This window comes from Myroides sp. WP-1 (assembly GCF_014145635.1).
Lineage (GTDB): Bacteria > Bacteroidota > Bacteroidia > Flavobacteriales > Flavobacteriaceae > Flavobacterium.
Genome location: NZ_JACHTC010000002.1, coordinates 179,370 through 195,160 on the forward strand (window position 1 = coordinate 179,370; position 15,791 = coordinate 195,160).

Genomic DNA, 15,791 nt, shown 5'->3' on the forward strand with positions numbered 1-15,791 from the left:
GAAATTCGCACGGGTATAAAAAAAAAGTCCCAAGCGTTAACTTGGGACTTTTGTACTCGAGGCGGGACTTGAACCCGCACGAACATTACTGTTCACTGGATTTTAAGTCCAGCGTGTCTACCACTTCCACCACTCGAGCGTAATTAAATTACTTGAGCGAAAAACGGGGTTCGAACCCGCGACCTCAACCTTGGCAAGGTTGCGCTCTACCAACTGAGCTATTTTCGCATTTTTTGTAAGATCGTGCATTACTTCTGTATTGCGAGTGCAAATATAGAATAGAATTTCTGCTTTTGCAAGTTTTTTGGTTATAAAAGTATAGCACTTTTGTTGTTTGTTGATAATGAAAGGGTTGTGTTTTTCTTTTTTATACACTCAAAGTGTATTGCGTCAAATACTCCTACAAAACAAACGGAAATGAAAGGATGCAAACCAAGTCTACAGGTGTTGTTTCAATGGCTTGCTTGTATATTTTCTATTTATTTTATTAAAAAAAAGTTAAATAAAAGAATATGTTTTTGTGTTTCGTGTTTCTATATTTATTAAATTGTTATTAAAAATCATTTTGTATTATTTATAGTGTTTTTTAAAAGTTAAAATAGTTTGTATATGTGATTTTTGTCTTGTGTTGAAATCTTAATCTGTAGAACTAAATAGTAAAATATGAATAACAGTACTAACCTTGTCGTTTTTAATCAAAAAAAACGGAAAATAACAAGAGGGCTTCACCTGCTACTCTTGTTTGCTACTTGTCTTATTGGGCAGGTATCTTTTGCTCAGTTTCCCTCACCCTATTGTGATGTAGACGCTTTTGATGTAGAAGAAATAACTAAAATTCAATTTGCAGGATTGACTATTGTCAATACCAATGAGGAAGATTTTTTAGTTAATCGTATCGCCGATGTTGCCAATGTGACTCGTGGACAGTCGTATACCTTGATTGTAGAAGGAAATACATATTATGACATGAATGAATTGGCAGCATTTATTGATTGGAATCAGAATGGTGTATTGGATGATGTAGGAGAAGTCTATAATCTAGGGGAACTGATTGAATCTAATGGTCATGATGATATAAACGTTTCATTGAGTATTCCAATTCCTGCTACAGCTGTATTGGGACAAACGCGAATTCGAATTACGAAAACTTGGACTTATGCCGAGTATGGTGGTTATTTAATAGAAGATCCGTGTTTTATTAGCTTTTTTGATCCTGATATTGAGGAAATTGATAGTTCTTATGGTCAGGCTTTAGATTTTACTTTAAATATTACAGATGGTACTACACCTCCTGAGGGAAATGAGGGGTGTGAAATAGAAATTAGCCTTACATTTCCAGAATTTGGTGATACCACGACATGGAAATTATTGGATGGCGCTGGTACTGTTGTTCTTCGTGGTGGACCTTACGAAGAAAGTGAGTTTATGATCTCGGAGTCTTATTATGGAACAAATCCTCCATATTCATTAGTGATTGATATTGATGATTCTATCTGGGGGTTTTGTGATAATGAAGTACAATATACAATTACAGTAGGAGACGTCGAAGATCAATCGGGCACAGTATCTGCTTGTGAAGAATTGGTTTCCGAAACAATTGCAATTGGTTCGTGTCCTCCAGGTTGTATGAAACCAGGCGTATTGAAAAAAAATAATATTACAGCTACAGGGTTTACTTTCTCTTGGGTGAGTGGTGGCAATGAGTTTGAAATAGAGTATGGGCCTCTAGGTTTTGTACAAGGTAGCGCGGACGGAACTATTATTTCTTCTATTACCACAACGTCTTATACGTTTTCAGATTTAAATCAAGATACAGCATATCAATTTTATGTTCGTCGAATCTGTTCGGATGAAGAAGGGGATCACAGTGCTTGGGCTGGACCTCTGACTTTTGACGAAATCATAACCACTCCCTCTCCTTGGCACGAAAATTTCGAAGCAAGCGATAGTTATCCATTAGCATGGCATCCTGTGGGGAATTCGCTCTGGGGGTTTGAATCGTATGATACAGATCATGGAACGAGTATGGTAACGATGTTATATAATTATATAATTTTTCCTCCTCGTGAAAAAGCTGAATTTACAACAATCAATGTCGGGCCTATTCGCACTGGGGATGTATTTTCTTTCAATTATCTTCTATTGGATGGTGCGGAATATCCCGCTTATGAAGGATTAGGGAATGTCGTCGTTAAATTATCAACAGATTTTGGCGCGACTTATTCTACTATTGAAACAATTGACGGTATTGAAGAAGAAGGTTGGCAAAACTTCTCTTTTGATCTTGAAGATTATGTAGGGCTTTATGTGAAAATAAAAATTGAAGCTAATGTTACAGATCTTTTTGAGGATTTTCTTGTTATTTTGGATGATTTCGATATATCAAATTCGGCGAATTGTAAGGAAATTACGTCGGCTGAGGTTGAGATGGATGCAACAGGGATGACGTTGAACATAGAATCTGAGGCTACTACATTTATTGTTGAATATGGACCAGCTGGATTTGAACAAGGAGAAGGTACCCTTGTCAACAATGTAACCGCTCCATATACGTTTACTGATCTTGAATTAGACACCGATTATGAAGCGTATGTACAAGCGCTACCTTGTGGAGATTGGTATGGTCCTGTACCATTTACAACTTTGCCTTTAACAGAACAAGTAATCACAGCTGAAGATGTTGCTAAAGTGTATGGTGAGGTTCCTTTTGCTCATGGAACTTCTAGCAGTGGTTTGCCGTTGAGCTATGTGATTGAAGATCCGACAATAGCGACTTTCCAAAATGGAAAATTTACAATTCGTAAAGTAGGAGTAACAGAGGTAACAGCAAGTCAAGCAGGGAATAGTTCGTTCTTACCTGCTGAAGAGGTAACCTTCACGTTGACGATAACTCCAGCGATGATAACTGTTACAGCCAATAGCGAACAAAGTAAACAGTATAGTCAAGTGGATCCTGTGTTGACGTATGGGGTTACTGGATTTAAATACAATGATACGGCTACTGTATTAACAGGAGCTTTGAGTAGAGAACCTGGAGAAGAAATAGGAACCTATGCGATAACACAAGGTACTTTAGCTGCAGAACCTAATTATGCGATTACGTTGGTTAGTGCGGATTTTAGCATTGGAGCGAAAGAAATTACAATTAAAGCGAATGGTCAACAAAAAGAGTACGGAGAAATAGATCCTGCCTTAACGTATGAGGTAATTGGATTGGAAGAAGGAATTTTACCAACAAGTGTTGTTGGTGGAGCATTAACCAGAATTGCAGGAGAAAATGTGGGCAACTATGCGATCAATATTGGTAGTTTGGAGGTTATTGATACGCATTATACAATGACATTCCAGGAAAGTCAGTTGAGAATTTACCCAGCAGTATTGAGTCTATACCCTGCTAGTGGTGCTCAAAAAGTATACGGACAAACTGATCCTGTATTTGAATTTACGGTTACAGGATTTAAATATAACGATACGAGAGAGGCTGTGTTAAGTGGTCGATTGGGCAGAATGACTGGAGAAAATGTAGGACAGTATATGTATACGCAAGGCTCTTTAGAAACAACGCATGGAAACTATAGCTTCACGGTAGCGAACCAAGAAAAGTTCAGAATTACTGTAGCTCCACTGCATGTTGTTGTCAACCAAAACCAAAGTAAATCCTATGGTCAAGCAGATCCTGTATTGACTTATACGTTAAACGGGTTGATGTTAGGAGATCACCAAGCCAACGCAACAAGAGGAAATCTTGTTCGTGAGGGAGGTGAAGAGTTAGGAGTTTACGCAATTCATCAAGGTAGTTTGGAAGCGCGTCCAAACTATGTTATCGCTTCGTTTGTAGGAGCAGATTTCGAAATTAAACAGAGTCAAATTACAGGAGTTGTTTTACCGTCTCAAACGTTTGTATATGATGGACAGGTAAAATCACTCGCGGTAACAGGAGTGGATCATCCAAATGCAACCATTACATATACCAATAATGATCAAGTGAATGTTGGCGTATATCAAGTAACAGCAACAGTTGATTATGGTTTGGATTATCAACCTTTAACAGTAAACGGCACATTGACTATTACAAAAGCAGATCAAATGATCGCTTTCCGCACCGTGTCTGTTGTTGTGATGGAAGATACACCAACCTTGCAATTAACCGCTTCTTCTAATGCTCAATTACCTGTTTATTACCGTATTAATAATGCGGACGAACAAGCGATAGCCTCAGTAGATGAACGTGGATTAGTTCGCTTCTTAAAACCTGGTTTTGTAACGATAACGGCATATCAAGATGGGAATGAGAATTACAATGCAGCAATGCCAGTTTCTAATACAATTGAAGTAACAAGTCGCGCTGTTAGTATTGAAAATCTACTTGTTGATGGAATTTCATATGGAAAACCAGAGAAAGATGTTTTTGTTGTGATTGGTTGCAATCAAGAACAAAATCAAGTGATTATTGAAGTTCAAGTTGCAGATGGTGTGGAAGTACTACCTTCAAAATACATTGTAGTACCTGTCAAAGAATATGGCGCGTATGAACAGCGTATTACGGTAATTTCTCCTCGCGGAATGGATGAGGAAACCTATGTCGTACACATTGAGAAACGCATTGATACCACACATTTGATCTATCAGAAATACAATAATGTATTGCTGGTAAATAACAACAAAGAAACCAATGGAGGTTATGTTTTTAAAGCATATGAATGGTTTAAAAATGGAGTGTCTATTGGACATAAACAATCGTATGCAGAAGGAAGTACGTCAGCAGATGTACTTGAAGTAGGAGCAGCGTATCATGTGGTATTAACCCTACATAACGGGAAGAAGATGGTGAGCTGTCCGATTTACATCGAAAATAAAGCAGAGGCAAATTGGGGCGTATATCCAAATCCAGTACAACGAACACAACAGTTGAATGTTCGTTTAGATGACGATCAGCAACAAGCCATGAGCTATGTAATTTACGATGCAAAAGGCCAAATGATACTAAAAGGAGATTTTATTGAAGGATCTACAGATAAGGAAATTCAATTGCCACCAACAGTAGCTGTTGGATCGTATTTCTTAGTATTAAAAGGTAGTGGAACACAAAAAAGTGTTCAGTTTGTTGTAAGAGAATAAACCTGCTAGATTTTAAAAAGATAGTTTTTACGATTACATGAAAAAGCCCGAAGCATTTTGCTTCGGGCTTTTTTTATGAAGAAGTTCTCTTGAAGTGAATTGGATTACTTGCGTGCATCAAATTCTTCTTGAGGAACAGGTAATTGAAAACGCTTGTCTAAGGGGGATAATGAAAGTTTTGTTCGGTGGTTGCCTGTGCGAGTGATTCCTCTTAACAATCGTTTCGCATCAAACCATTCTACTCCATTTTCACCATATAATTCTTTTCTTCTTTCAAGTAGAATAGCTTCCAATATGTCAGGACCTTGTATTGTACTTGATGTAGCAGCGGTATCTCTATTTTGACGAATTATATCTAATTGTTCACGCGCTTGCTTTTCTTTGCCTAAATGGTAAGAGGCTTCAGCTTCAATCAAAAGTAATTCTGGATATCGAATAATGGGAATATCTGCATCAAATGTAAACGTGAATTTTGAAGTGACATATTCTTGCCAATCTCCAGCGGTTTTTTCGTAAAAATTACTAAATAGATTGCGTACATCTGTTGCGCTAAATTGCTTCACAAAATCATCGTTAATAAATGTTCCGTGGTAGGCAACAGCCACGTGATCCATCATTGCATGAGGATGTGAGCGATAATATACTGTTTGATCCGTACTTTGAGGGAGCGCCCATAGCCATTCGGTCGCATTCATTGTGGAGAATCCTTTGTTGTACTCTCCTGCGTTTAATACATCAAGTGGGTGTCCTCCATACGCTTCTCTAGCGTTTTTTTCTGCCAGTTCCCATTTTCCCATGTATTGATAAACTTGAGCTAAAAAAGCATGTGCTACAGCTTTGTTGATATATGATTTGTTAACTCTTTCTTGAGGCAAACGATCACTGGCTTGCTCTAGATCTTCTACAATTCGATGAAAAAACTCTTCTTTAGTAGAAAAAGGAGCTGGTGTAGTGCTTGGCTTGATGTAAATAGGAGGAAAGACTGTATTCTCCGTAGCTTGGTAGGCTTCTCCAAATTCAATAGCTAATTGAAAGTAATAGTATCCACGTAAGGCTAATGCTTGTCCGATTAGCTCGTCTTTGTCTACTGCGTTAATTTTAGTACTTGCTTCTACACCTTGAATTAAATTGTTAACTTGATCAATGATCTTATAAGGCAAGCGCCATGAAAATATAGAACGTGTCCCTGTACTAACATAAACCTGATAGTCATAATCATCACCAAACCAAATTTGCTTTTGAATTAAATCAGCTCCTTTTACACTTCGAGCAAATAAAATGCTGTGAAGTCCAGAGGCTTCGTCGTTGATTAACGACATGCGTTGTAATCGCAAAATACCAGATAGAAAAGAAGTAGCTCCTTCTTTACTTCCAAAAACAACTTCTGGTGCTATACTGTCTTTGGGTTTTGGATCGTCTAAAAAATCAGATGAACAGCTGATGATTGTACCAGTTATTAAGGTGAGTACAATACCTTTTATGATTGATTGTATCATGAGTTTACGCGTTAAAAATTAATGTTTAATCCTATAGAAACTGTTGCAGATAAAGGAACACGATAGTTGGTTACTCCATTAATCGCTTGTTCTGGATCGATTCCTTTATGCGATTGAAACGTCAATAGATTTTCCCCTTGGATATACACACGAGCTTGTTTGAGTTTTATTTTCTGTAAATGCGCTACAGGAAGTGAGTATCCTATTGTTATGGCTTTGAGGCGCAAGTAATCGTTCTTGTATAAAAAACGCGTTGAGGTTGCTGCAAAGTTGTTTGATGCATTTAAAATTATCGGAGTGTTCGTCTTGTCACCTGGTTTTTGCCAACGATCAGCTAGGTCTGGTGAACTTTGATATCCTTTGGAAATACCTCCCATAAGACCAGCATAATCATTATCGTAGATATAACCTCCTAAACTAAAGTTGAAAAAAGCGCTGAAATCAAAATTTCGGTAAGACAAACTTGTGTTAAAACCACCTACAACCTTAGGCAGCGCAGATTGGTTGTAATAACGCGTTGCGTCGTCGTAGTTTTTGGTTGTTTCTCTTCCCGTTACTTTGCCCTGTGCATCGATCACATCTTTATACCACATTCCATAGCCGTCATTGGGGTCAACACCCGCCCATTCACGGATGTAAAAATCGTATAATGAACGACCTTCTTCCCAGCGATTCAAACCACTGATAAAACTATCTTGTGTCAGAGATTTAATCTTGTTTCGATCGATGGAGAAATTAAGAGTGGTATTCCATTTCCATTCATTTGAACGAAGAAGATGTGCTGTTAAACTGGCCTCTAATCCGTAATTTTCGATTGTACCTGCATTAGAGAGTATTTCGAGATTTCCTGTAGAAGAAGCCTGCGGAATAGCAAATAGCAAGTCAATAGAACGCTTTTTATAATAATCGATCGAACCTTCTAAACGGTTATTCAACAAGCTAAAATCCAAACCGATGTTGAATGAAGCTGTTTTTTCCCAAGTTAAATAAGGATCAGTCAAATCGCCTAAAATCACACCAGGACTATCTAATTGATTGTATCCGGTTTCGAATAACCTCAGGTAGGGAAAATATTTGTCTTTTAAATTGTTGTTACCCAACTCTCCATAAGAAGTTCTCAATTTCAATAAGTTGATAACGCTGCTCTGGGCTAAAAAGTTTTCAGAAGAAATAATCCACGATCCTCCGATAGAATAGAAATTACCTGTTCGCACAGATTTGTCAAAACGCGTACTTGAATCACGTCTAAAAGAACCTTCTACAAAATACGTGTTGTTGTAGTCATAACTTACTCTACCTAAGTAACTCGTTAATCGGTCTTCTACTTCATAACCTTCAATACGCTCAAGAGCCGTTCCACTGCCAATTTCTGCATTACCAGGCAGGTATCCCGTGGAGGATGCTTGGAACAGGTCCTGTTTAAAACGGTAAGCTTCTGTGATTCCATCTACTGAAAAATGATGATCTCCTACTGCTTTGTCATAGTGGATAGCATTGATGAAATTAATCGTTTCGGACGTGTCTTTTGACTTTTGTACACGTCCCTGTACACTAGATGCTTGACCATACTGAGCATTATTGTATTCTTTGACATTAAAATCGTATTTCTCATAGGATAAATTCGATTTAAAGTAAAGACCTTCTGCCAAGTCTACTTTAGCAAAACCATTCCAATTCAGTGAAGAACGTCGGTTGATAGTACTGTTGTTATACAAGATTCCCACAGCATTTTCTCCACTCATGATTGGACGGACACTGTTGCTTTCTTTACTTGATGCATTGCCATAATCGAATATGCTATCACCTGAAGCATCGTAAACGAGTTGACCTTTGCCGTCTCTTTTGTATACTGGAAAAACACGGGGCATAGCATAGATCCAGTTCATTGGACTATACAAGTTGGTTCCGCTTTGGGTAGGGTAGTTCTGATTGGAAACAGCATAGGCAGAATTAGCACCTACTTGTAACCAATTGTTGATTTGACTTTCTAGGTTTAAACGAACGGTCGTACGCTCAAAATTTGCAGTTTTAATCATACCATCTTGGTTGAGGTAGTTAGCTGCTAAGAAATAAGTAGTTCGATCGCTTCCTCCACCAATGTTGAAGTTGTACTCATTTCGAAAGGCTTGATTGCGTTGTAGCTCTTTTTTCCAATCCGTTTCCCATAATAAAGGGTCTTTTACCGTCCAATTCCCATTGTAATCAACCGGTTGATTGGTGCCAAAAGGATTGTAACCAAAATAGCTAACCAACCCATCTGAGGCGTTTTTTCGTGCTAGGGATTCTTCTTGACCTAGGATATAGTGATTGTTGTTTTTTCTACCCTCCCATAAATAGGTAGTGTAATCTTTTGAATCTAGCACCTTATGGGTTTGTACGGCATCAAAAGCAACACCCGAGCTCAGTTTTACCTGTACCGCTGGATCGCTATGGCGTTTTCCCATTTTTGTTTGGATTAAGATCACCCCGTTTGCTCCTCTAGATCCGTATAATGCAGTTGAGGAAGCATCTTTAAGAACATTTATCGCCTCGATCTGATCTGCGCTGATTGAGTTGAGATTTCCCGAATAAGGTGCGCCATCCAAAATGATGAGAGGATCAGCAGAAGCGTTAATTGAACCTATTCCACGTACACGTATAGTTGGACTTTCCCCTGGTTGTGAACTCGATTGAATAATGTTTACACCCGCAACAGTCCCTTGTAGTGCACTTACAACCGAAGTGGCTACCTGTTTGTCTAAGACATCACTTTTAATCTGACTTATGGCACCTACTACAGCTTTTTGTTTTTGGGTACCATAAGCTACAATGACAATATCGTCTAAATTAACGGCATCTTCAAGTAAAGTGATATCTACAGTCGTTTGGTTGGTTACTTGAATGACTTGCGACTGAAATCCGATATAATCGAATTGGAGTTTATCTCCCGTGTTGACAGTTAAACTATACGTTCCGTTTAAATCGGTTTGCACACCTTGAGTTGTGTTTTGTACATAAACCGATACACCAGGTAGTGATTCGCCATTTTTTTCACGTACTACACCTGTTACCGTTACTTGCTGGGCTAAGGCTATATTGCATAGCAATAGCAAACTACTTACGAGTAGCCGAAGTTGAATACTTTTCATTTTTACTAAAAATTTGATTATTTTTAGCAGCATACAGTTGACTATCGTTTTTTGCTGCTTAAAAAACGATACGAAAAAAAAAGGAGGCTCTACCAAAGCCTCCTTTTTCGTTTTATACAAAAAATTAATAAAGCTTTGTTTCTTTTAAGGCATAGACATGCCTGCCATATTCATTGAAAAATACGGCATAGGAAGTTGTTGATTGAGTGGCTTTGAAACGTTGGGTATTAATTCTTGCATGTGATTTATTTTTTTATCGAAAACAACAGTGCAAAGGTAATGTATTGGTTTTTTTATCTACTATAGTGAATTAAATAAGGATAAAAAACCTATATATGTTTAATTTTAAAGAATAAAGTTTTGTTTAAATAAACTCTTATTTACTAGAACAGAAAATTTTACTTTTTGAGATAACGGAAGAGGGGTGTTTTACAGAAAATAAAGGGGAATAATTGATTTTTAGCCGATGGCTTTTCTTTTGTAGTTCTTCTTTTTTGATCAAAAAAAAAAGTCCCAAGCGTTAACTTGGGACTTTTGTACTCGAGGCGGGACTTGAACCCGCACGAACATTACTGTTCACTGGATTTTAAGTCCAGCGTGTCTACCACTTCCACCACTCGAGCTGATAAATACTCTCGAGCGAAAAACGGGGTTCGAACCCGCGACCTCAACCTTGGCAAGGTTGCGCTCTACCAACTGAGCTATTTTCGCAAGCGTTGTATGATCGTGCATTATTTCTGTAATGCGAGTGCAAATGTACTATAATTTTTTACTTGTACAAATGCTTAAATGCATTATTTTTTGCTGTTTTTTTTAAGCGTTTGGAATTCAGTATATAAAAAAGCATATTTTTGATAAAAAAAAATCAGTTTAGCTCGTAAACTAAACCGATTTTGAGTTATAATGAGATACAAAATGTACCTATTGGATCATCTTTTTGAGCTCGTGTAGTTTCATTAATGCTTCTACAGGAGTTAAGGTATTGATATCAATCATGGATAATTCATCCTTTATACTAGCTAAAAGAGGATCGTCTAAGTTAAAAATACTCAATTGCAAATCTTGTTCCGCGGGCTTTAAACTCGTCGTTTCTTCACTGCGATGGTTTTGTTCCAATTGTTTCAACATTTTTTGTGCACGATTAATTACAATCTGAGGCATTCCTGCCATTTTCGCCACGTGAATACCAAAACTGTGCGCACTTCCACCAGGAACTAATTTTCGAATAAATAGTACATTGTCTTTGAGTTCCTTAACGGAAACATTGTAGTTTTTTACCCCTTCGAAATGCTCTTGCATATCATTGAGCTCATGATAATGGGTAGCAAACAGCGTTTTAGGTTTAGACGGATGTTGATGCAAGAATTCTGCGATGGCCCAAGCAATAGAAATCCCATCATAAGTACTTGTTCCTCTTCCAATCTCATCCAACAACACCAAACTTCGATCTGAAATATTGTTCAAAATAGAAGCTGTTTCATTCATTTCAACCATAAAGGTAGATTCACCCATAGAGATATTGTCCGAAGCACCAACACGGGTGAAAATCTTATCAACAACGCCTAATCGAACAGAGGCCGCTGGGACAAAACACCCCATTTGAGCTAATAAAACAATTAAAGCCGTTTGACGGAGGATTGCTGATTTACCTGACATATTCGGCCCAGTAATCATGATGATTTGTTGGGTTGTATTGTTTAAGTAAACATCATTTGTAATGTAAGGCTTATCCAGAGGCAGTTGTTTTTCAATTACAGGATGACGCCCTTCTTTTATTTCCAAATCATGGCTGTCGTCTAGTATTGGTCGAACATAGTTGTTCTCTAATGCCAATTGGGCAAAAGAGGAGAGACAATCCAGCTGGGCAATTAAATGAGCATTCAATTGAACTGGTTGGATGTACTGTGCACACCAATGTACAAATTCGTCATAGAGTTGACCTTCGATTTGACTGATTTTTTCTTCTGCACCTAAAATTTTATTTTCGTATGCTTTTAATTCTTCGGTAATATAGCGTTCGGCATTGACTAAGGTTTGCTTGCGAATCCACGTCGTAGGAACCTTGTCTTTATGTGTATTTCGCACTTCGATGTAATAACCAAACACATTGTTGAAAGCAATTTTTAATGAGGGAATACCTGTGTTTTGACTCTCTCTTTGTTCCATCTCGTCTAAGTATCCCTTGCCTGTAGAAGAAATATTGCGCAATTCATCTAGTTCTTCGTTCACTCCAAAAGCAATAGCATTTCCTTTGCTAATCGACACTGGAGCATCTGGATGAATGGTTTGTGCAATGCGTTCTCTCAACAAACCGCAATCGTGTAGTTGATCACCAAGACCTTTAAGCGAATCGTTTTTACTTTTTAAAGCTTGCTCTTTCACCGGAATAATAGCATCTAAAGATTCTTTTAAATACAAAAGTTCTCTGGGAGATACCTTTCCCGTAGCAATCTTTGATGTCAAGCGTTCTAAGTCAGATATCTTTTTAATCTGGCCTTGGAAATGGGCTAATGTATCTTGTTTTTGAGTAAGAAATTCAACTACTTCATGACGCTCAACAATGCTCTTTTTCTTTTTTAAAGGAAGTGCTAACCAACGTTTGAGTAATCGCCCTCCCATAGGAGAAAGAGTTTTGTCTATTACATCCAAAAGCGTAATCGCATTAAAATTGCTGCTTTGATATAATTCTAAATTGCGAATGGTAAAGCGATCCATCCAAACATAAGCATCTTCTGCAATGCGTTGAATGTTTGAAATGTGCTTAATACGCGTATGTTGTGTTTCAGACAGATAGTACAACACTGCACCACAAGCAATAATACCATCCGTTAAATCTTCAATACCAAATCCTTTGAGCGAATTGGTTTGAAAATGTTTGGTTAGTGATTCAAAAGCAAAATCTTCTTTAAAAACCCAGTCATCTAAGAAGAAGAGGTTATAAGCAGAACCAAATTGCTGTTGAAAGGGAATTTTATTGTTTTTTTGAACTAAAATCTCACTGGGATTAAAATTTTGCAAGAGTTTATCAATGTACTCTTCATCTCCCTCTGCCGTGAAAAATTCGCCCGTTGACACATCCAAAAAAGCAATCCCCAACGCTTTTTTGGCAAAGTGAATCGCACATAAAAAGTTGTTGGATTTGGATTGTAAAACTTCATCGTTTAAGGCTACCCCAGGTGTTACTAATTCCGTAACCCCTCGTTTGACAATTGTTTTTGTCATTTTCGGATCTTCTAGCTGATCACAGATCGCTACGCGAAGTCCTGCCTTAACAAGTTTAGGTAGATAAACATTTACTGCATGATGAGGAAAACCAGCTAATTCTGTTTCACTAGAGGTTCCTGCACCGCGTTTGGTTAAGGTAATTCCTAAAATTTGTGCTGTTCGAACGGCGTCTTCTCCAAAGGTCTCATAAAAATCTCCCACGCGAAACAATAGACAAGCATCGGGATACTTCGCCTTTATTTCGTTGTATTGTTTCATTAATGGAGTTTCTTTTGTCGCTTTTTCTTTGGCTGCCATAGATGTATTTTTTAGGTAGTAGTACGAATTTACAAATATACAGTAAGATTACTGAGATAGCTAAAAGCAAAAGATTTTTTACGATAGGGGAATGTCGTAATAGCGCTTTAATTGACGAATGGGAATAGAGGTAAGAATTACAATCATCAACCCAATTAGACACCCAATCGTAACTGCCAAAAAACGCAATAAAGGCGTCATTTCTGTTAAACCTGTACTGGGTTGAACCAGGATAATCACTAAGGCAACTAAAGCCACGCGTGCCATATTGAGAATTTTGAAAAAATAACAAATCAAGATGGTTAGTACAATTCCAAAGAGAATCACATACAAATTGGGCGTGTGAATTTCTAAACATATTAATCCTACTACAGATCCAACCAAATTTGATTTAAATCGCTCAATAGATAGCTTCTTCGAGTTTTGACCTTCAGGAGAAATAACCAGAATAATGGAAATAATCGTCCAAAGAGTCTCGTGATCTTTGAAGTGAATAAAAAGATAATAGCCAATGCAGAAGCCAATTAGACAACGAATGGTGTAAATGAAAACGGCAGAGGTAATTATTTTTTTGATTATTTCGTGAATCATAGCTGAATTTTAACCCACAAAATTATTGAACTCGTACAGGTTGAACAAGTATTCTGTATCAAAGATTAGTTAAAAGTACAGTAGTGTTCATAGTAAATTTGATAAAAATATGTTTTTTGTGTTGTTTTTTATTTTCCTGAGCTAAATAGTGGGCTGGTATAAGGATAATCAATATTTTTGCAGAAATATAGTACATACGCATGCGAAAATTAGCCAATAGCGAATTAGATAGAAAGAGTATTGACGAGTTTAAGTCATCCGATAAAACACCAATAATCATAGTATTAGACGATGTTAGAAGTTTGCACAACATTGGATCTGTATTCAGAACCTGTGATGCTTTTTTAATTGAAAAAGTGTATCTGTGTGGGATAACAGCTACTCCTCCAAATAAAGAAATACACAAAACGGCCCTAGGGGCAACTGAAACGGTAGACTGGGAGTACGCAAAGGATATTGTAGATGTGGTGCAGCGATTGAAGCAAGAAGGGGTTTGTGTACAAGCCATTGAACAAGTTGAAAATAGCGTGATGCTAACTGATTTTCAAGTTCAAGATCAAACCAAGTATGCTCTGGTTTTTGGAAATGAAGTAAAAGGAGTGTCTCAAAGTGTTGTTGACCTAAGTGATGGTGTTATTGAAATTCCTCAACTTGGTACCAAACACTCTCTTAATATTGCTGTTAGTGCAGGAATTGTAATTTGGGATTTGTTTCAACAGCTCCAAAAAAAATAATAAATAAAAAGCTCCAATAAGTTGTATTGGAGCTTTTTTTTATTGTTAGGATGTTAACTTTGACTCGATTTGATCTAAAATATAAATGTAATCCGCTTGGTTGGCAACAAAGTCTAAATCTGAAATATCAATGACTAACACTTTTTCGTTTGGAAGAGTTTTCATAAAATTGAAATAGCCTTGAGTTACTTTATCTAAATATTGCCCCGAGATGTCACTTTCATAAGAACGACCTCTTTTTTGGATATTCTCTAATAAACGACCGGTATTCTGATACAGAAAAACATATAAATCAGGTTTCGGAGTTTCTTTATACATAATATCAAAGACCTGCTGATATAAGCTAAACTCATCTTCTTCTAAAGTAATTTGAGCAAAAATCAACGATTTGAAAATATAATAATCAGCAATAATAAACTCTTTGAATAGATCAAATTGTGCTAGATCATCCGATAGCTGAGAATAGCGATCTGCTAAAAAAGACATCTCCAATGGAAATGCATAGCGATTCGCATCCTCATAGAATTTGGGTAAAAAAGGATTGTCCGCAAAGCCTTCAAAAATACTTTTGGCATTGAAATCTTCGGCTATGCGATGGGTAAGTGTTGTTTTCCCTGCCCCAATGTTACCTTCAATGGCTACAAAATTTAATTTTCGAAGCGGATGAGCTTGTAGTTTAGTAGGTAAAAGTTCTCCCTTTTTGAAGGTAGTTTGATCCTTACAGTCGCGTATCAATTGGGTACAGTTTTTCTTGAAGATTGGATGAATCCAATCTAGCTGTAAATCTGCCATAGGTTGTAACACAAAAAGGCGATCTTGCATCAAGGGATGAGGAACTACTAAATTAGGTTCATTGATGATCTCATCATTGAAAGCAATAATATCAATATCAATAACTCGAGCGGCATAACCCTCTTTTTCCGTGCGGATTCGCCCTAGCTTTTTTTCTATCTCTAAGATTTTAACAATCGCGGTTTGCGCGTCTAAAAGTGTATGCGCAACCAGAGCACAATTGAAAAAAGGCTCACTTTCAAATCCCCAAGCAGGAAATTCGTAAATTGGAGAAAGCGTAATGATGGTGCCTACTTCGTTGTGAATTAGGTCTATAGCTTTATTTAGGTTTGCTTTTTTGTCTCCTTGATTTGTCCCAAGAGATAAAAGTAGCATGTTCTGCGTATTCATAGAGCAAAAGTAAGTAAAAG

At 37.3% G+C, this 15,791-nt stretch carries 7 protein-coding genes and 4 tRNA genes; 2 read left to right on the forward strand and 9 right to left on the reverse strand.

Features of this window, described 5'->3' with window-relative positions:
- Window positions 1-53: 53 nt before the first annotated feature.
- A tRNA-Leu gene (locus tag H4K33_RS02465) sits at window positions 54-139 on the reverse strand.
- Window positions 140-155: 16 nt separating this feature from the next.
- Window positions 156-228: transfer RNA gene (locus tag H4K33_RS02470), tRNA-Gly, on the reverse strand.
- Window positions 229-663: 435 nt separating this feature from the next.
- Between H4K33_RS02470 and H4K33_RS02475 the strand changes: the two genes are divergently transcribed.
- Entirely contained in the window at window positions 664-5,118 is a 4,455-nt protein-coding gene (locus H4K33_RS02475; protein WP_182646925.1) for an MBG domain-containing protein, read from the forward strand.
- 104 nt (window positions 5,119-5,222) lie between these two features.
- On the opposite strand, the gene H4K33_RS02480 is transcribed toward H4K33_RS02475, so the two are convergent.
- From H4K33_RS02480 to H4K33_RS02505, 6 genes are all read right to left on the reverse strand, one after another.
- Window positions 5,223-6,614, reverse strand: a complete 1,392-nt coding sequence (locus H4K33_RS02480; protein WP_182646926.1) for a RagB/SusD family nutrient uptake outer membrane protein — start codon at window positions 6,612-6,614, stop codon at window positions 5,223-5,225.
- A gap of 11 nt (window positions 6,615-6,625) precedes the next feature.
- Window positions 6,626-9,742 carry a TonB-dependent receptor gene (locus tag H4K33_RS02485; RefSeq protein WP_182646927.1) on the reverse strand — a complete coding sequence of 1,039 codons (3,117 nt, stop codon included), beginning with the start codon at window positions 9,740-9,742 and terminating at the stop codon, window positions 6,626-6,628.
- A gap of 537 nt (window positions 9,743-10,279) precedes the next feature.
- Window positions 10,280-10,365 (reverse strand) — tRNA-Leu (locus tag H4K33_RS02490).
- A 15-nt stretch (window positions 10,366-10,380) separates the two neighbouring features.
- Window positions 10,381-10,453, reverse strand: a tRNA-Gly gene (locus H4K33_RS02495).
- Window positions 10,454-10,663: 210 nt separating this feature from the next.
- Window positions 10,664-13,264: a DNA mismatch repair protein MutS gene (mutS, locus tag H4K33_RS02500; protein ID WP_182646928.1), complete on the reverse strand. Its 2,601-nt coding sequence runs from the start codon at window positions 13,262-13,264 to the stop codon at window positions 10,664-10,666.
- A 78-nt stretch (window positions 13,265-13,342) separates the two neighbouring features.
- Window positions 13,343-13,855, reverse strand: coding sequence for an aromatic acid exporter family protein (locus H4K33_RS02505; protein ID WP_182646929.1), 513 nt, complete (start codon window positions 13,853-13,855; stop codon window positions 13,343-13,345).
- A 200-nt stretch (window positions 13,856-14,055) separates the two neighbouring features.
- On the opposite strand from H4K33_RS02505, the gene H4K33_RS02510 reads away from it, so the two are divergent.
- Window positions 14,056-14,589: an RNA methyltransferase gene (locus tag H4K33_RS02510; protein ID WP_182646930.1), complete on the forward strand. Its 534-nt coding sequence runs from the start codon at window positions 14,056-14,058 to the stop codon at window positions 14,587-14,589.
- A 45-nt stretch (window positions 14,590-14,634) separates the two neighbouring features.
- Here the strand turns inward: H4K33_RS02510 and folK are convergent, their stop codons facing one another.
- On the reverse strand, window positions 14,635-15,771 hold the full coding sequence (gene folK, locus H4K33_RS02515) for a 2-amino-4-hydroxy-6-hydroxymethyldihydropteridine diphosphokinase (RefSeq protein WP_182646931.1): 1,137 nt from the start codon (window positions 15,769-15,771) through the stop codon (window positions 14,635-14,637).
- Window positions 15,772-15,791 lie beyond the last annotated feature (20 nt).